At 62.9% G+C, this 20,527-nt stretch carries 23 protein-coding genes, 1 pseudogene and 1 riboswitch; of the genes and pseudogenes, 13 read left to right on the top strand and 11 right to left on the bottom strand.

Annotated features, from left to right (window positions below):
* Window positions 1-12: 12 nt before the first annotated feature.
* Window positions 13-936 (bottom strand): glycosyltransferase family 2 protein, encoded by a 924-nt coding sequence (locus ACZYHG_RS10860; protein WP_464613784.1) that lies wholly within the window; start codon window positions 934-936, stop codon window positions 13-15.
* Here ACZYHG_RS10860 and ACZYHG_RS10865 point away from each other — a divergent pair.
* Window positions 916-1,179, top strand: a complete 264-nt coding sequence (locus ACZYHG_RS10865; RefSeq protein WP_464613785.1) for a hypothetical protein — start codon at window positions 916-918, stop codon at window positions 1,177-1,179. The genes ACZYHG_RS10860 and ACZYHG_RS10865 overlap by 21 nt on opposite strands.
* 120 nt (window positions 1,180-1,299) lie before the next feature.
* Window positions 1,300-1,620, top strand: coding sequence for a DUF1330 domain-containing protein (locus ACZYHG_RS10870; protein ID WP_464613786.1), 321 nt, complete (start codon window positions 1,300-1,302; stop codon window positions 1,618-1,620).
* 15 nt (window positions 1,621-1,635) lie between these two features.
* Here the strand turns inward: ACZYHG_RS10870 and metW are convergent, their stop codons facing one another.
* Window positions 1,636-2,250, bottom strand: coding sequence for a methionine biosynthesis protein MetW (metW, locus tag ACZYHG_RS10875; RefSeq protein WP_027031288.1), 615 nt, complete (start codon window positions 2,248-2,250; stop codon window positions 1,636-1,638).
* Complete coding sequence (gene metX / locus ACZYHG_RS10880; protein WP_464613787.1) at window positions 2,247-3,416, bottom strand: homoserine O-acetyltransferase MetX; 1,170 nt, start codon at window positions 3,414-3,416, stop codon at window positions 2,247-2,249. The genes metW and metX overlap by 4 nt, the downstream gene beginning before the upstream one ends.
* Window positions 3,417-3,489: 73 nt before the next feature.
* A riboswitch (SAM riboswitch) is annotated at window positions 3,490-3,567 on the bottom strand.
* Between the two features lie 138 nt (window positions 3,568-3,705).
* Between metX and hisC the strand changes: the two genes are divergently transcribed.
* Together hisC and ACZYHG_RS10890 are read left to right on the top strand one after the other, a co-directional pair.
* Entirely contained in the window at window positions 3,706-4,815 is a 1,110-nt protein-coding gene (hisC, locus tag ACZYHG_RS10885) for a histidinol-phosphate transaminase (protein WP_464613788.1), read from the top strand.
* A gap of 39 nt (window positions 4,816-4,854) precedes the next feature.
* The gene (locus ACZYHG_RS10890; RefSeq protein WP_464613789.1) at window positions 4,855-5,790 is read left to right on the top strand and encodes a prephenate/arogenate dehydrogenase family protein; all 936 of its coding nucleotides are present in this window, start codon (window positions 4,855-4,857) and stop codon (window positions 5,788-5,790) included.
* Window positions 5,791-5,796: 6 nt separating this feature from the next.
* Here ACZYHG_RS10890 and ACZYHG_RS10895 read toward each other — a convergent pair.
* Together ACZYHG_RS10895 and ACZYHG_RS10900 are read right to left on the bottom strand one after the other, a co-directional pair.
* A pseudogene (locus ACZYHG_RS10895) lies at window positions 5,797-6,719 on the bottom strand (sugar kinase).
* Between the two features lie 7 nt (window positions 6,720-6,726).
* Window positions 6,727-7,725, bottom strand: a complete 999-nt coding sequence (locus ACZYHG_RS10900; RefSeq protein WP_464613790.1) for a DUF2125 domain-containing protein — start codon at window positions 7,723-7,725, stop codon at window positions 6,727-6,729.
* Between the two features lie 135 nt (window positions 7,726-7,860).
* Here ACZYHG_RS10900 and ACZYHG_RS10905 point away from each other — a divergent pair, with 135 nt between their 5' ends.
* The 3 genes from ACZYHG_RS10905 to ACZYHG_RS10915 all read left to right on the top strand — a co-directional run bounded on the left by ACZYHG_RS10905 (window position 7,861) and on the right by ACZYHG_RS10915 (window position 10,172).
* Entirely contained in the window at window positions 7,861-8,382 is a 522-nt protein-coding gene (locus tag ACZYHG_RS10905; protein WP_464613791.1) for a gamma-glutamylcyclotransferase, read from the top strand.
* A 123-nt stretch (window positions 8,383-8,505) separates the two neighbouring features.
* The gene (locus tag ACZYHG_RS10910; protein WP_464613792.1) at window positions 8,506-9,453 is read left to right on the top strand and encodes an aldo/keto reductase; all 948 of its coding nucleotides are present in this window, start codon (window positions 8,506-8,508) and stop codon (window positions 9,451-9,453) included.
* A gap of 92 nt (window positions 9,454-9,545) precedes the next feature.
* On the top strand, window positions 9,546-10,172 hold the full coding sequence (locus ACZYHG_RS10915; RefSeq protein WP_464613793.1) for a LysE family translocator: 627 nt from the start codon (window positions 9,546-9,548) through the stop codon (window positions 10,170-10,172).
* Between the two features lie 20 nt (window positions 10,173-10,192).
* On the opposite strand, the gene ACZYHG_RS10920 is transcribed toward ACZYHG_RS10915, so the two are convergent.
* Both ACZYHG_RS10920 and ACZYHG_RS10925 read right to left on the bottom strand, forming a co-directional pair.
* Window positions 10,193-10,981 carry a lysophospholipid acyltransferase family protein gene (locus ACZYHG_RS10920; RefSeq protein WP_464613794.1) on the bottom strand — a complete coding sequence of 263 codons (789 nt, stop codon included), beginning with the start codon at window positions 10,979-10,981 and terminating at the stop codon, window positions 10,193-10,195.
* Between the two features lie 124 nt (window positions 10,982-11,105).
* The gene (locus ACZYHG_RS10925) at window positions 11,106-12,008 is read right to left on the bottom strand and encodes a LysR family transcriptional regulator (RefSeq protein ID WP_464613795.1); all 903 of its coding nucleotides are present in this window, start codon (window positions 12,006-12,008) and stop codon (window positions 11,106-11,108) included.
* A gap of 118 nt (window positions 12,009-12,126) precedes the next feature.
* Here ACZYHG_RS10925 and ACZYHG_RS10930 point away from each other — a divergent pair, with 118 nt between their 5' ends.
* Window positions 12,127-12,597: a nuclear transport factor 2 family protein gene (locus ACZYHG_RS10930; protein WP_464613796.1), complete on the top strand. Its 471-nt coding sequence runs from the start codon at window positions 12,127-12,129 to the stop codon at window positions 12,595-12,597.
* A gap of 23 nt (window positions 12,598-12,620) precedes the next feature.
* Window positions 12,621-13,253, top strand: a complete 633-nt coding sequence (locus tag ACZYHG_RS10935; protein WP_464613797.1) for a pyridoxamine 5'-phosphate oxidase family protein — start codon at window positions 12,621-12,623, stop codon at window positions 13,251-13,253.
* Window positions 13,254-13,270: 17 nt separating this feature from the next.
* Here ACZYHG_RS10935 and ACZYHG_RS10940 read toward each other — a convergent pair whose 3' ends face one another.
* The 3 genes from ACZYHG_RS10940 to ftsE form a co-directional block, all read right to left on the bottom strand.
* Window positions 13,271-13,996, bottom strand: coding sequence for a YdcF family protein (locus tag ACZYHG_RS10940; protein WP_464613798.1), 726 nt, complete (start codon window positions 13,994-13,996; stop codon window positions 13,271-13,273).
* 122 nt (window positions 13,997-14,118) lie between these two features.
* Complete coding sequence (locus ACZYHG_RS10945) at window positions 14,119-15,105, bottom strand: cell division protein FtsX (protein WP_464613799.1); 987 nt, start codon at window positions 15,103-15,105, stop codon at window positions 14,119-14,121.
* Window positions 15,098-15,757, bottom strand: a complete 660-nt coding sequence (ftsE, locus tag ACZYHG_RS10950) for a cell division ATP-binding protein FtsE (RefSeq protein ID WP_027031272.1) — start codon at window positions 15,755-15,757, stop codon at window positions 15,098-15,100. The genes ACZYHG_RS10945 and ftsE overlap by 8 nt, the downstream gene beginning before the upstream one ends.
* Before the next feature lie 189 nt (window positions 15,758-15,946).
* Here ftsE and ACZYHG_RS10955 point away from each other — a divergent pair, with 189 nt between their 5' ends.
* The 4 genes from ACZYHG_RS10955 (at window position 15,947) to ACZYHG_RS10970 (ending at window position 19,379) form a co-directional block, all read left to right on the top strand.
* Entirely contained in the window at window positions 15,947-16,594 is a 648-nt protein-coding gene (locus ACZYHG_RS10955) for a hypothetical protein (RefSeq protein ID WP_464613800.1), read from the top strand.
* A gap of 23 nt (window positions 16,595-16,617) precedes the next feature.
* The gene (gene hpt, locus ACZYHG_RS10960) at window positions 16,618-17,160 is read left to right on the top strand and encodes a hypoxanthine phosphoribosyltransferase (protein ID WP_027031270.1); all 543 of its coding nucleotides are present in this window, start codon (window positions 16,618-16,620) and stop codon (window positions 17,158-17,160) included.
* A gap of 119 nt (window positions 17,161-17,279) precedes the next feature.
* Window positions 17,280-17,651: a response regulator gene (locus ACZYHG_RS10965; protein ID WP_464613801.1), complete on the top strand. Its 372-nt coding sequence runs from the start codon at window positions 17,280-17,282 to the stop codon at window positions 17,649-17,651.
* A gap of 126 nt (window positions 17,652-17,777) precedes the next feature.
* Window positions 17,778-19,379, top strand: a complete 1,602-nt coding sequence (locus ACZYHG_RS10970) for a tetratricopeptide repeat protein (RefSeq protein ID WP_464613802.1) — start codon at window positions 17,778-17,780, stop codon at window positions 19,377-19,379.
* 9 nt (window positions 19,380-19,388) lie between these two features.
* Here ACZYHG_RS10970 and ACZYHG_RS10975 read toward each other — a convergent pair whose 3' ends face one another.
* Window positions 19,389-20,339 (bottom strand): DMT family transporter, encoded by a 951-nt coding sequence (locus ACZYHG_RS10975; protein ID WP_464613803.1) that lies wholly within the window; start codon window positions 20,337-20,339, stop codon window positions 19,389-19,391.
* Between the last annotated feature and the right edge of the window lie 188 nt (window positions 20,340-20,527).

Genomic DNA, 20,527 nt, shown 5'->3' on the forward strand with positions numbered 1-20,527 from the left:
CCTTTCAGGTTGCTAAGAGCGTTGGTCGCGGACTTCATTGTAGAGGTCGCGACGCGAGCGTCGGCCACAGACATAGCCATTGACCAGTTCCGGCAAGGAATAGCCGAGCGCCGCCGATGAGCGGTTGGTCATGTATCCCGCAAAAGCCTGAGGTATCCGGCCCTTGAGAAGATCGGCGATGATCTGCCGCGCGATCATGAAAGGCGGAATGTGCGGATAGCGGCGGGCGATATCCGGGTGTTTGGCCATCAGGTTCGCATAGGCTTCGACATAGCCGCCCCGGCGGCTCGAAATCGAGTTCTGCGAATTGTGCTTCGCCCAGTCGATGTCCCCGGACAATTGTGCGCCGAAGCGCGCGGCGAGGCGCAGCAGCAACTCCCGGTCCTGCATCCGGCTGATGTCGCTGTCATAGCCGCCTATCGCCAGCAAGGCCTCGCGACGAGCCGTTATCGCCGAACCGGCGACGAAAGCGGTCTGCACAACCACCGCTCGCTCCAGCATTGACGGGCTCAGGAAGGCGGTGCGGTTGATGCAATTGGTGGTTCGATTTCCTTTCAGGGAAACATATGAGGAGAGCAGCACCTGAAGTGCTGGATTGTCATCGAACCAGGCCAAGGTCCGTTCGAGCCGATGTGGCAGGTAGACGTCGTCGGAATCCAGGAATGTTACGACAGGCGCGCTCGCCCGCTCGATGCCGGCATTCCTGGCAGCGTTGGCGCCGCGCCACTTTGCGCCGATATAGACCAGCCGGGGGTCTTCAATGCAGGCCAGCGCCGCTCCGGTGCCATCGGTCGAGCCATCATCGACGACAATGTGCTCGATCCGCCGCAAACTCTGGGAAAGCACGCTGTCCACGGCGCGCAGTACGGTTTCGCGCCGGTTGTGGGTCGGCGTGATCACCGTGATGAGGGGTGCATGCTCCGTCTTCCCGGTCATATCGCGGCAGCCGTTTCCAGCGCAAAAATGCGCCCCCTGCCAGGTCTTTCGATCTTCAGGACGGTCGAATGGATCGGACTTCCCCCTTCCACGACACCCTCACAGGATTCGGCGAGACGATACAAAAAACAGCTGCCGGTGTCACTCACCGTGCCGGTGCCTGATCCCAGCGAAATCACGAATTCCGGTCACAGCGCTCCAATTGCAACAGAGTTGCCGGGAAAAGCGTTGCGGGCGATCTGACAGGCCGATCCGTCGCGCATTCATCTCATTACCCTGGACGTAATCGCTTTACGTTCGGCGTTTCGTCAGATTGCCCTTGCGAGGCCGGCTGGTCGGCTTCGATTGAAAGGGAGCTACGCCATGACCGCCTACGCCGTTGCCCATATGCGCCAAGTCACGATGGGCCCGCAGATCGTCGAGTATCTGCACAGGATCGATGCCACGCTGGAACCATTTGGAGGTCGCTTCCTGGTCCATGGCGGCGATGTCGAGGTGATCGAGAATGACTGGCCGGGCCATCTGATCATCATCGAGTTTCCGGATCGGCAGCAGATGCGCGGCTGGTATGGCTCGCCCGCTTATCAGGCGATCCTTTCGCTGCGCACCGAAAACTCGGAGTCCAACGTCATCATGGTTGACGGCGTCGAGCATCCGCACAAGGCCACCGACGTTCTGCAATAGGTTGGCGGATGCGTTCTATCGCTTCAGCAAGAACACTGCCTGCTGGCCGAAGAAATTCCAGAACCACCAGGGCATCGACAGGCCGATCTTCTGGCCGGCGGCGTCGAGCGCGGTTGCCTTTTCCACCGTAGCCCCCAGCTCCTCGCACAGATTGACGAAATCGCGAATGGTGCAGAAATGGATGTTGGGCGTGTCGTACCAGGAATAAGGCAGGTCCGCGGTCACCGGCATGCGGCCCTTGACGAACAGCGACAGGCGCACCCGCCAATGGCCGAAATTGGGGAAGGACACGATCGCGCGGTTGCCGATCCGCAGCAGTTCGTCGAGCACCAGCTTCGGGTTGCGGGTGGCCTGCAAGGTCTGCGACAGGACGACGAAATCAAAACCCTTGTCTGGGTAGAATTCGAGATCCTTGTCGGCATCGCCCTGGATGACCGAGAGGCCGCGCGCCACGCATTCGTTGACGCCGCGCTGCGACAGCTCCAGCCCGCGGCCGTCGACCTGTTTGGTGTCCTGCAGCAATTCAAGCAATGAGCCGTCGCCCGAACCGACGTCGAGCACGCGCGACTGCGGCGGGATGAGGTTTGCCACGACCTCGAGGTCGACGCGCTGGTTGCCATTGACGCTCATGATGTGAGCCCCCTGGCACGCGCAGCCGAGCCGATGAAGCCGTTGATGGCGGCGAACAGTTCCGGCTCGTCGAGCAGGAAGGCGTCGTGGCCGCGATCGGTCTCGATCTCGACGAAGGATACCGATGCGCCGGCGGCATTGAGCGCATGCACGATCGAGCGGCTCTCTTCTGTTGGAAACAGCCAGTCTGATGTGAAGGACACCAGACAGAACCGGGTCTTGGTGCCGGCAAAGGCGTCCGCCAGCCTGCCGCCATGGTCGGCCGCGAGGTCGAAATAATCCATCGACCGCGTCATGTAGAGGTAGGAGTTGGCGTCGAAGCGATCGACGAAGGTCATTCCCTGGTGGCGCAGATAGCTTTCGATCTGGAAGTCGGCGTCGAAGCCGAAGGTCAGATGGTCGCGATCCTGCAGGTTGCGGCCGAATTTACGATGCAAGGCGGCTTCCGAGAGATAGGTGATGTGGGCGGCCATGCGCGCGACCGCCAAGCCCTTTTCCGGGCGCTTGCCGTGCTCGAAATATTTGCCGCCATGCCAGTCCGGGTCGGCCATGACGGCTTGCCGGCCGACTTCGTGGAAGGCGATGTTCTGCGAGGAATGGCGCGCGCCGGTGGCGATTGGCAGCGCCGAGAAGACGCGCTCGGGATAGCTGGACGCCCATTCCAGCACCTGCATGCCGCCCATCGAGCCGCCGAGCACGCAGAACAGCTGTTCGATGCCGAAATGGTCGATCAGCATCTGCTGGGCACGCACCATGTCGCGGATGGTGATGATGGGCAGGTCGAGTCCGTAGGGCTTGCCGGTGGCGGGGTTGGTGGAGGCTGGGCCGGTGGAGCCCAGACAACCGCCGATGACGTTGGAGCAGATGACGAAGAAACGGTTGGTGTCGATGATCTTGCCGGGACCGATCAGCACTTCCCACCAGCCCGGCTTGCCCGTCACCGGATTGGTGTTGGCGACATGCTGGTCGCCGGTCAGCGCATGACAGACGAGGATGGCGTTGGAACGGGCATCGTTCAGCGTGCCATAGGTCTGGTAGGCGATCTGGAACGGCGACAGCAGCGTACCGGCGTCAAGCTTGAGCGGCTTGTCTGGGCCAAAGCGCAACACCGGGCTCGACGGTTGGTCGGCCTCGTTGTTGGTCTTTCCAGCGCGCAGAGCGGCCATTCACATCTCTTCCATCGGTCGTCCGGCCGGGCGCGGACAACAAAAAAACCGGCATTGCCGTCGCAAAGCCGGTTACAGGATGCAAACGGCCCTTTAGCAAGTTGTTTAACGTGGCTGCAAGCCGACCGGCCAAATCACCACGGAACTGTCGGTGTTCTTCTAGAACTCGCCCGCCCTGCCGTCAATGCCGACTGCCAGGACCACTGCCACCTCTCGACATTGCGGGCCATGGCTTGTATTTCCGCTGCGGCTTCCCGGCTGGAGGCATTTTCGACGGATTTTGCACAAAATGAACCAGACATCGGATCAGGCACGTCCCACCCCGCGCGCGGGCATCATGCACATCGACGCCTATGTGCCGGGCAAGAGCACGGCGCCGGCCGGTGTCGCCAAGGTCTACAAGCTGTCGTCGAACGAGAATCCGCTCGGGCCCTCACCGAAGGCGATCGAAGCCGCGCGGGAGATTGCCGGAAAGCTCGATATCTATCCCGACGGCACCGCCAAACGGTTGCGGGAGGCGATCGCCGAGGTGCACGGCCTCAATGCCCAGAACATCATCTGCTCCAACGGCTCCGATGAGATCCTCGGCCTTTTGGCACAGACCTATCTCGCACCCGGTGACGAGGCCATATTCACCGAACACGCCTTCATGGTCTACAAGATCTATATCCAGTCGGCCGGGGCCACTCCGGTCGTGGTCAAGGAGACCGAGGAGCGCGCCGACATCGATGCGTTGCTGGCCGCCGTCACGCCGCGCACGAAAATCGTGTTCCTCGCCAATCCCAACAATCCGACCGGCACCTATGTACCGTTCCAGGAGGTGCGCCGCCTGCATGCCGGCTTGCCCCGCAATGTGCTGCTGGTGCTCGACGCCGCCTACGCCGAATATGTCCGCCGCAACGATTATGAAGCCGGCATCGAGCTGGTCGGCGGCAACGAGAACGTGGTGATGACGCGCACTTTCTCCAAGATCGGCCTGGGCGGGGCGCGGATCGGCTGGATGTATGGCCCAATGCATATCGTCGACGCCATCAACCGTGTGCGCGGCCCCTTCAACGTCAATACGACGGCGATCGAGGCCGGTATCGCGGCGATCCGCGACCGCGCCCATGTCGAGCGCAGCGTGGCGCATAACGAGACCTGGCTCACCTGGCTGAGCACGGAGATGACCGGGCTCGGGCTGCGGGTGACGCCCAGCGTCGGCAACTTCCTCCTCATCCATTTTCCCGACGACAAGAAGCACTCCGCGGCCGCGGCGGACGACTATCTGACCGCGCGCGGCTATATCTTGCGGCGCGTTTCAGGTTACGGCTTTCCCAACGCGCTGCGCATGACCGTCGGCACCGAAGAAGCCAATCGCGGCGTCGTCGCCGCGCTCACGACATTCCTGAAAAGCTAGAACGCCGGAAAAGCTGGAACACCCCGAAAGCTGAACGCCATGACATCACCGATGTTTGAAAAGATCGCGCTGGTCGGCATCGGCCTGATCGGCTCGTCGCTTGCGCGCGTCATCCGCCGCGAGGGCCTTGCCGGCCATGTCGCCATCTCGACCCGCAGTGCCGCGACGCTGGCGCGGGCGGAGGAACTTGGGCTTGGCGATTCCTACACGACCGATGCGAAGGAAGCGGTTCGCGATGCCGACCTGGTCATCGTCTCGGTGCCGGTCGGTTCGTCCGGCGCGGTGGCGCACGAGATCGCGCCGGCGTTGAAGAAGGGCGCGATCCTCACAGATGTCGGCTCGACCAAGGCCTCGGTCATCGCGCAGATGCAGCCGCACGTGCCTGATGGCGTTCATTTCATTCCCGGCCATCCGCTGGCGGGTACCGAAAAATCCGGACCGGATGCCGGTTTTGCCGATCTGTTCGACAATCGCTGGTGCATCTTCACGCCGCTTCCGGACACCGATCCGGACGCTTTGGAGCGGCTGTCGGAATTCTGGCGCCGCTGCGGCGCCAACATCGACACGATGGACCCGCAGCACCACGACATGACGCTCGCCATCGTCTCGCATCTGCCGCACATCATCGCCTACAACATCGTCGGCACCGCTGACGATCTGCAGTCGGTGACCAAGTCCGAAGTGATCAAATATTCGGCTTCCGGCTTCCGCGATTTCACCCGCCTTGCCGCCTCCGATCCGACCATGTGGCGCGACGTCTGCCTGCACAACAAGGACGCCATCCTCGAAATGCTGGCGCGGTTTTCGGAAGACCTGGCGTTCCTGCAACGGGCGATCCGCTGGGGCGACGGTGACAAGCTCTTCGACCTGTTCACCCGCACCCGGGCCGTGCGCCGCTCGATCATCGAGGCCGGCCAGGACATCGACGTGCCCGATTTTGGCCGTCAGGCGGTGGAGCATCCAGCCAAGAGCTAAGCCTGTTCAAGCAGGCCAGGTTGCAGCCATCATCGCAAGTGTCTCGATCCGGTCCGGTGCGCCGAGCCTGCCGCCGAAGCGTAGGCATTTCAGCGCGGCGGCCGCACTTGCAAAGCGTAAGGCCTGCTGGACCGGCATGGCTTCCGCAAGCCCGACGGCAAAGGCGCCGTGAAAGACGTCGCCGGCGGCCAGCGTGTCGACCGCCTTGATTTTTGGCGCCGCGACATGACGGGATGATCTGGCAGCGCGGTCGAACCACCAAGTGCCTGCGCGCCGCCGGTGACCGCGACGAATGCGTCGGTGCGGGAGGCCAGGTCAGTGCAAGCGGTTTCCAGATCCAGCGCCTGGCCGCATATGATGCGGACCGCCGGCTCTGAGGCGACAATGTGAGAAGCCAGCGGCAACAGCTGTTCCAGGACTGCCAGCGGCGCGGTGTCGGCATCGAGAATCGCTGGCCGGCCGATGGCGTGCGCTGCGTTCAGGGCAAGCGCCGCCGCACCCGGCCAGCGCACGTCGACCAGCACGGCATCGAATACCGTGATGTCGGAAAACGGCAATGCCTCGGGATCGGTCTGGGCGCGTTTGTCGTAGAAAGGCACGATGATGCGCTCGCCATGCGCATCGACCACGATCGAGGCCAGCGCCGAGCGGGCACCAGGGACGCGGCGCACATAGCTGCAATCGACGCCCTCGGCCTCGATCCCGGCAATCAGCTGATCGCCGACCGAATCATCGCCGGCGCTCGCCCAAAGCGACACCTCGGCGCCCAGGCGACGTGCCGCGCAGGCAGCACTCGTGGCCATGCCCGAGGCAATCTGGACACCGTCGGAGGCGATGAATTTTCCCTGATGCGTGGGCAGCGTCTCGACGCGCAGGATGGTGTCCAGCGTCAATGCACCGACACTCAGGAGCCTCACAGGTCTTGACATGGTAGCGCTATTGCACCGGCTTGATCTTGCCCAGCGGGATGAAGCCGAGCGAAGCCTTGCCCTTGTTCACTTTCAACGGCATCGACGGTTCGCTGCCAAGCATGGCCAGCGCGGCGAACCCCTGTTGGATCGCGTTCTTTTGCTCCGGTATGGCGCCGGCGAGAATAGTTGCCACGGCCTTCGGATCCTTGATCTTGATCATCAGATCGGCGTCGATCAGGCCTTCGGTGTCGACCGATAGCGGCCCGGAAACGGTGACACGCGCAGTCCCCGACGACAAATCGAGGTTGCGGATTTGGATGCTCTGGCCGCGCAGGCTTTTCAGTTGCGTGCCGATCAGCGCAAGGCCGTTCTTGAGGGACACGTCGCCGCTGGCGTCAAGCGCCGGCAGCACGCGCCCGCCGATCGCATCGGGGTCGATCTCGAGATCGCCAAAGCTGCCGAGATAGTCGAGATCCCCGCCATTCGGCTGCAATTGGCCCGCCGCCTTGCCGGCGCTAAACAGCTCGACCGGATCGGTGTCGTCAGCCGGATCGGTCTGGCCCGACAGGCCGTCGGCCTGTAGCGATATACGCTGCGGCAGCGGGTACCACAATTTGACGTTGGCCTGCAGATTGTCCCAGTCGATCCACAGCGGCGTCATGCCCGGGACCGAAGTTCTGAGCGGACCGCGCAGATTGGCAACCGGCGACAGGGGTTGGACGATCTGGGCGACCGCATTGAAACTGCCGGCCGAGGCGGCGATGTTCCTGGTATCGTCCTCGTAGGCAAGGTTGTCGCAGGAGACCGTGAAGCTCAAGGGATAGCCGCTCACCTGGAGGTTGGCGCAACCAGCCTCGACGCCGCTCTTGTTGAGCGTGGCAACCGCCTTGTCGGCCTCGCTCCTGACCCGATCCGCCAGATAGAACCAGCCGCCGCTGTAGATGGCAAACAGCACAACGATGAACGCCACAAGCCAGAACAGGCCACGGCGGGACTTTGGTTGGCGTTCGTCACTTGACGTCATGCTTTGGCTCTCATTAACGCACGGGTATTGGTGGACGGAGCTTCGATTCCGACAACAATAGGTAGACAGAGACGGACGGAAAAAACACCGATTCGGATGCGGTGTCGGCAATCTTTTGTAATCAGGCGCGGCGATATGGGCGATTTTTGGGTGTTCGGCTATGGTTCGCTGATCTGGCGGCCGGGTTTCGCACATGTCGAAACACAACGCGCGCGCCTTTATGGCTACCGACGCTCGCTTTGCGTCTATTCCTTCGTGCATCGCGGTACACGCCAGCGGCCGGGGCTGGTGCTCGGCCTCGACCGTGGCGGTTCCTGCATCGGGCTCGCTTTCCGTGTGCCAGGAGAACTGCGCGACGAGGTCATTGCCTATCTGCGCGAGCGCGAGCTTGTCACATCAGTCTATCTCGAGCGCATGCTCAAAATTCGCCTCGACAGCGGCGCTACGGTCGAGGCGGTGGCCTACATCGCCGACCGCAAGCATGAGCAATATGCCGGCGCGCTGGACGCGGTGCACGCGGCGAGGGTGGTGCGCGGCGCGGTCGGCCAATCCGGCAACAATGAGGATTATGTGCTCAGCACGCTCGAACATCTCGAAGCGCTCGGCATTCGCGACCACTGGCTTGAAGATGTCGCCAGGCGGATAGCGCCTTTGTGAAGCGCTGGCTCTGCGGAAAAAGGCGGCCAGGCCTTTGACCTCGACAAGGCAAGACCTAGGTTAAGCTCGAACCCCAGCCAGCGGGCGGCATCCGCCCGGTACCCGTCCTCACGGAGATCCATCTTGAAGAAACGCCGTCTCGGTCGCACCGACCTTTCCATCGCGCCGCTGGTTCTGGGCGGCAACGTCTTTGGCTGGACCGCCGACGAGAAAACCTCTTTCGATCTGCTCGATCGCTTCGTCGGGGGCGGACTCAACGCCATCGACACGGCCGACGCCTATTCGCGCTGGGTGCCGGGCAACAAGGGCGGCGAATCGGAAACCATTATCGGCAGCTGGATGAAGGAGCGTGGCAATCGCGACAAGGTGGTGGTGATCACCAAGGTTGGCTCGGATATGGGGCAGGGGCACAAGGATCTTTCCGCCGCCTACATCGAAAAGGCCGTCGACGCCTCGCTGAAGCGGCTGCAGACCGAGGTCATCGACCTCTATCTGTCGCATTGGCCGGACCCATCGACGCCCTATGAGGAAACGCTCGGCGCCTACGAGAAGCTGCTCGCCAAAGGCAAGGTCCGCCATATCGGCTGTTCGAACCTCGACGCCGGCCAGTTGCGCGCCGCACTCGATGTCGCGAGCCTGCGCAGCCTGCCGCGCTACGAAGTGCTGCAGCCGGAATACAATCTCTACGACCGCTCCTCCTTCGATGGGCCGTTGCGCGATCTGTGTGTGGCCGAGGATATCGGCGTCATCACCTATTTCAGCCTGGCGAAGGGTTTCCTGAGCGGCAAATACCGCAGCGAAGCCGATCTTGGCCAAAGCGAGCGCGGCGAAGATGTCGGCAGCTATCTCAACGCGCGCGGCATGCGCATCCTTGCAGCGCTGGACGCGGTGTCGGCGAGGCATTCGGCGAAGCAGGCGGAAGTGGCGCTTGCCTGGGTTATCGCGAGGCCAGGGGTCACCGCGCCGATAGCCAGCGCCACCAAGTCCGAGCAGATGGACAGCCTGATCAAGGCGGCGTCGCTGAAATTGACCGCCGACGACATGGCCGAGCTCGACAAGGCGAGCGACTAACACCTTCGGCGGCCGGACGCACGAACGTCCAAGACGATCCTTCAGTCCTGCCCTAACGTTCTCTCGAACAAGGGCAGGACTGAAGGCATGAGATGAGTGAGCCGCTCCTTTCGCAACCAGACTTCTGGCGGCAATTGCTCGCTCTGGTGCTTGCCGCCACCGTCGTCATGGGCAGCCCCGGGCCGGCAACAATAAGCGTTACCGCCGTTGGGGCCGCCTTCGGCCTGCGTCACTCGTTGCGCTATACAAGCGGGATCATCCTTGGCACCATCGCCGTGCTGCTGGTTGTGGCAACCGGGGTCGTGGCAGTGCTCACGTCGATGCCGAAACTGGCGCCGTTGCTGCTGCTGGCGTCGGCGGCGTACATTCTCTATCTCGCCTTCAAGATTGCCACGGCCCCGCCGCTGGCGGCACGCGACGTAGAAGCTTCGCGCCCGACATGGCTGGCCGGGTTTCTCCTGGCTGTCGCCAACCCGAAAGCCTATGTGGCGATCGCGGCCGTGTTCGCCGGCGCCTCTTCGAAACAGGGCGGTGCCGAACTTGGCCTATGGCTGAAGCTGACGGTCCTGGCGGCGATGATCGTGATAATCCACGCCGTGTGGCTTCTCGCCGGGGCGGCATTCGCGCGCTATTTGCGCAGACCCATGGCGTCCCGCATCATCAACCTGGTGTTCGCCGTGACGCTGGTGCTGACCACCGCGCTGGCGGTGTTCGGATGATCGTTAGGCGAAGAGCTTCTTCAAGCTTTGACGCCGAGCTCCCGCAACCGCTTCACCGCCGTCGGCGGCATGGCTGGCGGGTTCGTTGCGCGGGATGCCTCGATGAGAAGCTGGTCGCAGGCAGCTTCCGTCTCACCGATCAGCCGCGCCATGAATTCGTCCTTGCCGAGGCCGGGCGGGATCGGCGGCAGGAAGCGCGCCTTGACGGTGCCGGGGTAGCGCAGGAATTTGCGGCGCGGCCAGTAGAGCCCGGCGACATGGGCGACAGGCACCACGGGCACGCCCAACTGCGCATAGATTTCGACGATGCCGTATTTGTAGGCCGGCTCGTCGCCCGGCGCGCGGCGCGTGCCCTCGGGATAGATGATCAGCTGGCGCGGGTTGCGCGCCATCTCCGCCTTGGTCGCGGCGACCACTGCCTTCAGCGCTTTCGAACGGCTGCCACGATGCACCGGGATCATGCGCATCTTCATGATGTACCAGCCGAAGAACGGGATCCAGGTGAGTTCCCGCTTCAGGATGTAGAGCGGGTCCTGGAGGAAGGGGAAGAAAGCGATGGCGTCCCAGAATGACTGGTGTTTGGGCGCCAGGATGAAGGAGCCTTCGGGCAGGTTTTCCTGCCCGGTAATATCGCTCCTGGTGCCGGCGATCTTGTCATAGAGCCACATGCACGTGCGCGACCAGAATTTAGGCACGAACCAGGCGAGGTGACGGGGCGACAGGAAATAGAAGGGGGTCCAGAGGATCATCTGGACGATCAGATTGACGTAGAAGACGAAGTTGAACGCCAGCGATCTGACATAGAGCATGGGGGAGGTCCGGTGAGGAAGTGTGCGTTGGTTACACCAAGCGCGGGCAAAATGGAAATGGCTCGAAGCGTGTTCCAACCGGTGCCGAAGCACGGCTCGCTGCGGGGGCCGGCCCGCGGTCACGTTATCCCAAGCGCGCCAGCCGCTCCTTCAGACGCGGAGCCGCGAAATCGAGGAAGGCGCGCAGCTTGACCGGCAGCAGGCCGTGGCCCGCATGCACCAGGCTGACCGGCCATGGCTCCGGCTCGAACTCCCGCAACAGGATGCGCAGCATGCCCGACCGCACCGCGGCGTCAACCTGATAGGAAAGCACTTTCGTCAGCCCGACGCCGGCAATCGCGGCATCGATCGCCGCCTCGGCGGTGTTGACCTGAAGCCGTGAGTGGACCTGAACCGTGACCTCCGTCTTGCCTTTGGTGAAGCCCCATGGGGCGGCGGAGGAAAGTCCCTCGAAGGTGATGCAATTGTACATGTTCAGATATTCCGGGGCCGTGGGCGTGCCGTGTTCGGCCAGATAGGCCGGGCTGGCGCAGACGACGCGGCGGATCGAGCCGACGGCAATGGCGACCAGGCTCGAATCAGGCAATTGGCCGATGCGCAGCGCGAGGTCGAAATGGTCCTCGACCAGTTGGGTTATGCGGTCCCCAAGGGTCAGGCGGATGTCCACGTCGGGATAAGCCGCGAGAAAATCCGTGATGACCGGCAGCACGTGCAGGCGACCGAACACGACCGGCGCGGTGATGGCCAGTTCCCCGGTCGGAGCGCTGTATTCGCCGGCCGCGGCGCGCTCAGCCTCGCCGACGTCATCAAGGATGCGGCGGCAGGCTGCAAGATAGGCCTCGCCGGCATCGGTCGGTGTCAGCCGACGCGTCGAACGGTTCAGCAGCCTTGTGTTGAGATGGCGTTCCAGATCGGAAACCTTGCGGCTGACGGTTGCCAGCGGAATGCCGAAACGGCGGGCCGCGGCGGAAAGGCTGCCTGCTTCCACCGCGGCGACAAAGAGCGACATGGCTTCGAGACGATCCATAGCTTCTTCCATAAAATGGAAGGATAGATTGCAAATATGCCATCTGCATTTCAAGAATGGAAGGCGTTATATCAGCGCTGTGGGCCTGTCTGCAGCATGGTCCAGCAAAGGAGTTCGCATGTCTGATAGCCGCCCGCCGCTTCCGCCCTTCACCGCCGAGACTGCAGCGCAAAAGGCGCGCATGGCGGAAGATGCCTGGAATTCGCGTGATCCGGCACGGGTCGCGCTCGCCTATACGACGGACAGCCGCTGGCGCAACCGCGCCGAATTCCTGCAAGGCCGCGATGCCATCCAGGCTTTCCTGACACGCAAATGGAGCCGCGAGCTCGACTACCGGCTGATCAAGGAAGTCTGGGCCTTCCACGGCAACCGCATCGCCGCGCGCTTCGCTTATGAATGGCACGACGACAGCGGTTCCTGGTTCCGCAGCTACGGCAACGAGAACTGGGAGTTCGACGAGCACGGCCTGATGCGCCTGCGCATAGCCAGCATCAACGACCAGCCGATAGGCGCCGCCGACCGCAAGTATCACTGGCCGCTTGGCCGCCGGCCGGACGACCATCCAACATTGTCAGAGCTCGGGCTCTAGACGTTACCTCAAGGAGGCTTTCGATGAACGCGCATGCTTTCACCAGCGATGTTGCCTTCACGCCAAGCGTCAAGGCGATCCAGGCGCGCAAGGGATCACGCCAGTCCTACGCCCGCGTCGAGGAGCGCGGCGGTTGGCAAGCAATCATCACGCCGGACCTTGCCGCTTTCATCGAGAGGCAGACCAGTGTCTTCCTGTCGACGGCCAATGGCGAGGGCCAGCCCTACATCCAGCATCGCGGCGGCCCTGCGGGCTTCCTCAAGGTGCTCGACGAAAAGACCATCGGCTTCGCGGATTTCTCCGGCAACAGGCAGTTCATCACGCAGGGCAACCTGGCCGACAATCCGCAAGCCTTCGTGTTCCTGATCGACTACATGCTGCGCCAGCGCATCAAGATCTGGGGCACGGCGCGTGTCGTCGAAAACGATGCCGAGCTGATGGCGAAGCTGATGCCGGAGAATTACAAGGCGAGGCCCGAACAGGTCATCCTGTTCACCGTTTCGACCTGGGATGCCAATTGCCCGCAGCACATTCCGCAACGGTTCGAGGCCGCTGATGTGACTGCAGCGCTTGGCGAGCGGGACAAGCGCATCCAGCATCTTGAACACGAGATCGCACGCCTCAAGGGCGCGACCGGAGCTGGCGGCAGCGAATAGCGAAATGCCGTGAAAGGTTAACCGCCAGCCGCGGTCTCGGCCAGCGCAAGGCCGTCGGGCGTTGGTTTGATCGGTAGGATGCCGCGCGCGAGCGCCAAGAGATACTTGTTGTATTCGGTGAACAGCACGCGCAACGCCTGCGGCTTGGTCAACCAGCTACCATCGTCGAGGTTGGAGTTGACCACCGGATAGGGCTCCAGCTTGGCGCCATGGAGCAGTCGTCCCATCTCCAAGAGGCTGCGCGGCATATGATAGTTGTTGGTGACCAGGATCACCGTGCCATAGGCATGGTTCTCCACCCATTTGGCGCTTTCTTCGGCGTTGCCGATCGTGTCGAGCGCGGCGCGATCGATGTCGACGCAGCAGGAGAACAGCTTCTTGTCGCCGCCGGTCGCCGCCTGAAGCTGGCGACGGCTGGCCGAAGGATGCACGCCACTGATCAACAGCCGTTCACCCTTGCCGGAGGCCAGCAGATCCATCGCCGCATCGAGGCGGGACTGGCCGCCGGTGAGCACGATGATGGCATCGGCCTTGGCCGGATTGGCGGGGGTCGTCAGATGGGCGACCTTGTTGGCGAACCAGCCGAAGCCGCCGGCAAACAACGTTGCGAGGACGAGGAGCGAGAGCGCGGATACGCGCAGCGCGGTCTTTAAACGGCTAACCCCGCCGTGGTCGCGCAAACGAGCAACCACCACTGGCATCTGTCCAGCCGTCCCGGTCGAATCCCGCGGGTCCATCGCCATATGGTTAATCCTGAAATGCGGCCTTGGGTAGGTGAAAGACGCACTTTGCGTTACGCCAATTCTCCGTCCGTGATCGCCCTGCTTTCTGTCCGCGCCGCCACCCGTAGAAGTGCTCTCCCTTTTCATGCGTCGGGCTGTCGAACGTCGATGTCGCTGAGATAGGCGACGACGGTGGCATGCGAGGTTGCCGCCGTCAGGGCGCCGATCACCAGCACCATAAGGACGACGCCAAGATAGCCCATCGAGCCGATGGCGAAATTGCCGAACAGAGCGGTCGCCTGGTCGGCTTGCGGCGTCGCCATATTGCGCGACGACCACCAGGAAAAGACGATGAAGACCAGCACCGCGGCCGCGCCGCCGGCAGCCGCGCCCTTCATGCCGGTGACCAGGAAATGCCGGCGGAACTCGCGCGCGATGAAGGCCGCCTCGGCACCGACGAAATGCAGCACCTCGATAATGTGGCCATTGCCAGCCATGGCGCCGCGCGTCGCGAACACCACGGTCAGCACCGTTGCCGACAGCATCAGCGCCAGCACGGCGATGCCGATGGTCACCGTGGTGCGGGCCATGGCCACCAGACGATCGACCCAGGTGCGATGGTCGTCGAGCGACGCACTCGGCAGTTTCGGCGTGATCGCGGCGCGCATGGCGGCAAAGTCGGGCGGGCTGTTCTCGTCGATGGTGACGATGATTAGACGCGGCACCGGCAGCTCATCGATATTGAGACCCGAGCCCAGCCATGGCTCGAGCAGTCTTGCCGTCGCTTCGCGGTCGATAATCCTCGTCGACTTGACGCCAGGGAATTCGCCGGCGATCTGCGAAGCCTGTGCAAGGGCTGCCTCCATGTCGAGGCCGTCGGCCGGCTTGACCTGGATCGTCGCCTCACGCGAGATCTGGTTCTCCCAGACCGAGGCGGTGTCTCGCACCAGCGTCACCGCGCCGAAGGTCAGGCAGGACAGGAAGGTCATGATGGCGATGACCAGCACCAGGGCGCGGCCGGCGATGTTCTGCGCCGGCACGATCGGCGCCATCCGGCGCTGCGCGCGCGGTTTTGCTTCGGCCGCCTCGGCGTCCTGCTCTTCGAGATGCTCGGCGGAGAGGTCAGTCATAGATGTCCAGCCTTCCGCCGGCCAGGATCAAGCGGCGCGCATCGACCTGCTCCATCAGGCCGAGATCGTGGGTGGCAATCACCACGGCGGTGCCAAGACGGTTCAGTTCGAGGAACAGCCGCAACAGGCGCCGCGCCAGCGGCGGATCGACATTGCCTGTCGGCTCGTCGGCGAGCAGGATTTCCGGTTGCTCGATGAGCGCGCGTGCGATCGCGGCACGCTGCTTCTCACCGCCCGACAGGACCGGCGGCAGCACATGCATGCGCTCACCCAACCCCACCCATTTCAACAGCTCGGTGACATCGGTGCGGTAGCTCGCCTCCTCGCGCCCGCGCACGCGCAGCGGTAGGGCGACGTTCTCATATGTGGTCATGTGGTCAAGCAGGCGAAAATCCTGGAACACCACGCCGATGCGGCGCCGCAGGTGCGGCAGTTCGGCGCGCGAGATGCGCGAGCGGTCCTTGCCGAAGATGGTGATCAGGCCGCGCGTCGGCTTCAGCGACATGAACAAAAGGCGAAGCAAGGTGGTCTTGCCGGCGCCCGAAGGTCCGCTCAGGAACTGGAATGAGCGCTCCGGTATGTGCAGGGAAATGTCGCGGAGGATTTCCGGACCCATGCCATAGCGGAGGCCGACATTTTCGAAGCGAATCAATTTCGACGACCTGAATTTCCTGGCCGCGGCGAGGCGGCCTGCTCTGTGAAAAGACCATCGGCCGGCATGGTTAACCGGCAGTTAATTCCCGTGCTGTTTCGGCTTGTCACGACGGCTCCGGTGGGGAAGCGTTAACCATTTATGTTTACGCAAAAGAAACGAAAAGCGAACACGCGCAATACTGGGGCCATGATGGCTGACGAACGAACCGCGCGCCCGGTTTCCGGCGAAATCATGACCGATCCGGCACCAATTGCGGCGGCGGACCGGTTGATGATGCGCGGTCCAGCGAGCGACATCGTCGATGCTGACTATGTCGTGATGCCTCGGCCAGTCCCTCCAGTTGAAAGCCCTTCACCGCCGCCGCGTGCGATTATCACTCCGCCCATCGAGGGTATGGACATGCTGCGCAGGCCGGAAGCGCCGGCGGAACGGCCACCAGCCTCGCGCGGCGGGCCGATCTTCTGGATGGCCGGCGTCGGTGCCGCCCTTGCCGCCTTCTGGGTCTCGGGCGGGCATGCGCTGGTACGCCAGGCACCGTTTCTGACCGGTGCGCAAGCGTCGGCGCTGACCATTTCAGGCGTCACCTCACGCGTCGATGTCTCCGGAGCCAATCCGGTGTTGTTCGTCGATGGCGAGGCCGCAAATGATGGGACGGCTCCGGCGACCCTGCCGCCGCTCGAAATCCGGGTGACGGGCAATGACGGACGTTTGACACGCTATACGTTGGGGACATCCGGCCATTCGCTGGCATCCGGCGAAAGATTCGGCTTTGCCAGCCGGCTCGACGTGCCTAAGAACGGCGTGAGGACCGTTTTGGTCACTTTTGCTGAGTAGGCAATCACTGGGGAAGACCACCAATGCCCATCGTACGCGACAAGGACATCGAGGTCCTGTTTTCGGCGTCGGCGATCGCGCGGCGCAATCTCGAACTCGCCAAGGAGATCGCCGAGCACGATTATCATGATCTTTTGGTGATTTCGGTTCTGAAGGGCTCGTTCATCTTCGCCGCCGACCTGATCCGCGCCATGCATGATGTCGGCCTGTCGCCGGAAGTCGAGTTCATCTTCATTTCAAGCTACGGCGCCGGCACCACCAGCGGCGAGGTAAGGGTGCTGCGCGATATCGACAATGAGGTTGCCGGCCGCGACGTGCTTTTGATCGACGACATTCTGGAATCGGGCAAGACGCTGACCTTCACCCGCGACCTGATGCTGTCGCGCGGCGCCAAAAGCTGTTCCATCGCCGTGCTGCTCGACAAGCGCATGCGCCGCCAGACCGCGCTCGTCGCCGATTATGTCGGCTTCGACTGTCCCGATTATTTCGTCGTCGGCTATGGCATGGACGTCGCGCACGCCTTTCGCGAATTGCCGTTCGTCGGTGTTGTGAAAGGCGATGCGTGAGACCAGCGCCTGGCACCGGCGAATTCTGAAAAAGCCCTTAACGGTGCCGAAAAATTTAGCTTGGTCGAACGCTGGGGGCTTTCAGAGAAAGTCAACTTTTCGCGGCCAAATTGCCGGCCATGGCAAAGCTTCTAATCGTCGAGGACGATGAGTCCGTCCGCACCCTCGCAGCCCGCGCACTCGAACGCGCCGGCCACGCAATCGATATTGCCGCCGACGGCGCTCAAGGCCTGGCGCTGATACGCGCCGCGCATGGCGGCTACGATCTTGTCGTCTCCGACATCCGCATGCCGGAGATGGACGGCATCGAGATGGCGATCGCCGCGGCGGCCCTTTTTCCGGCGATGAAGATCATGCTGATGACCGGCTATGCCGACCAGCGCGAGCGCGCCGAGGAGTTGGACGGCATCATCCTCGATGTCGTGCAGAAGCCGTTCACATTGGCCGAAATCCGCGCCCGGGTGGACAAGGCGATAGCCTGCTTCGCTTAGGCTGAACATCTGGCTGGTAGGCTAGCCCTGCATGGCGGTAACCACACCGTCGCAAAAAAGCCGTGCCACGTGACAATCTATCTTCGCATCCCCTAATATGATCCGGGGCAAGTCGGGGTGGGTGGCATGGCGCGTCAGCGTCGCAAGGTGGAATCGACGGCGGACGAACAGCCTGCAAGCGCGGAAGCGTCGGCGTCACCGCCGGAGCAGCGGCGACGCTTGCGCGAAAGGTTTTCACTTTCCGGCTTCGACACGTGGTCGACGACGGTTCGCAGCATTTTCCTGAACGCGCTTTTCCTGGTCGCCGTCATCGTCGTCTTTCCAGTGCTGGTCAGCCAGTTCCGCCGTGACGAGGTGGTCATCGAGCCGATCGCCGTGCCCGAGACGCTGAGCAAGGAAGGGCTGACCGCCGATGTCGCGGCAAGCCGGGTCTGGGACGGGCTGCAGGACGTCACCGCGAAGGCCAAGACCAGTAAGGCAAGCATCAGCGCCATCCCGCAATCGCGCCGCGTCGAGTTTTCCTTTCCCGATTCGGGCTTCTCGATCGAATCGCTGATTTTCCACGTGCGCCGGCTGTTCAACGCGTATGAGACGCGCATTTCCGGGGAGTTCGTCTGCGCCGACTCGGCATGCGGCCGCTCCGGCCTGCGTCTGCGGCTGCGGGTCGTGCGCGACACGGTCGAGATCATCGATCTGCCGCCGATCGGCGACCGGTCCGAGCGGGAATATTTCGCCGACGCCGCTTCCAGCATCATGGCGACGCTCGATCCGTTCATCGCCATTGCGGCCGATGCCGAAAAGGAGCCGCTGCGGGCGACGACGCTGGCGCGACGGCTTATCCGCTCGCACCACAAGGATGCCAAATGGGCCTACAATCTCGTCGGCCTCATCCGCTACAACGCCAACGACCTGCCGGCCGCCATCGAGGATTTCAAGGCAGCGATCGCGCTCGATGCCGGTTTTCTGCCGGCGCGCCTCAATCTGGGAAATGTGCTGCGTGTCTCCGGCGACCTTGACGGAGGCCAGGCTGAGTTCAACGAGGTGCATGGCCGCGATGCAGGCAATGCGCTTGCCGTCGAAGGTTTCTCCGACATAGCGATGGCCCGCAAGCAGCCCGACGATGCGATAAAATTCCTGACAGAGGCGGCCGACCTCGACCCGGAAAATCCGCGCTATTATGCCAAGGCCGGCAAGATCGAGCTCGATCGCGGGCGCAAGGAGCAAGGCGTTGCCCTGTTGCGCCGGTCGCTCGAACTCGACCCCGGCTACATCGTGGCCTTCGCCTATCTGGCGTCGATGTATATCGGCGACGGCAATTATGAAGAGGCGGAAAAGGTTTTCCGCGACGCCGCCGACTATTCGCCGCAAAATGCCGAGGCGCAGGCGCAGGATGCCAATCTCCTGGCCTTGCTGCACAAATGGGACGCCGCGGCGCAGCGCTACGATCGCGCCAAGACCATAGAGCCCGGCAATGCTGGCTACTGGCTGGAATATGCCCGCTGCCTGCAGGCGCTCAGCCAGCAGAAGGAGGCGCTGGAGGCGCTGGATACGGCGGTGAAGCTGGCGCCCGACAAGGCCGATATCTACAGCGCGCTCGGCGACAGCTACCGCGACACCGGTCGCAAGCCCGAAGCAATCGCCGCCTACAAGAAGTTTCTGGAACTGGACAAGACCAACTCGCCAACCCGGCCAATCGTCCAGCGCTTCATCGAAATTCTGTCCGGCTGAGGTGCGGTCTCATACGGTGTCGCTGGTTGTGGCAAGCACAGGTGCCGCACTCTTGCGCCGTTCTGTGTTGAGCGCAAGCAGGCCGGCGCCGATGATCAGGGCGGCGCCGATCACTGTCGTCGACCGCGGCACCTCGGCGAAGAACAGAAAACCCCAGAGCGGCGACCACAGAATGCCGGTGTATTCGAAGGTGGCGACGCGATTGGCCGGCGCCAGCCTGTAACCCTGCGACAGAAGTATCATGCCGGCGGAGGCGACGAAGCCGCAGGCGGCCATTTTGAGGAAATCCGGCAGTGTCGGCCATATCCACGGACGCACCAGGAATTCGACGCTGGGGTGGACGGCGTGGGTTATGCCGGCAAGATGGAATGTGCCGGCAACCACGGCGGCGCCGATGAGATAAGCGCCATTCTGATAGAAGGCCATGACGGTGGACGATTCGGTATCGCCGATCTTCCGGGCCATCAACTGCGAGAAGCCGTAGAGCGCCGCCGAGCCCAGTGACAGCAATGCCGCCCAGTCGAACAGCCCGGCGCCGGGACGCACCATGACGATGACGCCAACCAGTCCGATCAGCACGGTCGCCAGCGTCCGCCAGGACACGCGTTCGCCGAGATAGGGGCCGGCCAGCGCCATGATGAACAGCGGCGCCATGAAATAGAGCGCCACGGCGTCGGCCAGCGGCAGGGCGGCGATGGCCAGATAATACACCGTGTAGGAGGTGAACTGGATGAAGGCGCGTATCGTCAGCAGCCCAAACCGTTTCGACAGGATTGCCCGCAGCCCGGCATCGGCGTGGACAAGGACGATCAGGATCGGCAGGGCGACGATCGAGCGGATCGCCATCACCTCGGTGACTGGGTAACCGCTCGACACGGCTTTGACGAGCGGGTCCTGCAGCGAGAACACCAGCACGCCCAGACACAGGCTCAGGATGCCGCGCACCATCCTATTCTGCATCTTGGTTCCGGCTCCTGCGCGTAGTGATCCGAAGCTGCCGCCCGCGGGTTAAAAAGAACCCGCCACCGTTTCGGGCAGCGGGCACGAGTGAGGACTCTGTATTGGTCCGCGACTGATTTCGCAGCCGCTTATCCAATGGGTGAGGGAACTATCCTCCGGCGTTTGACATGTTGCAAACGAATTGGAAT

The organism is Mesorhizobium subarcticum, assembly GCF_055456085.1.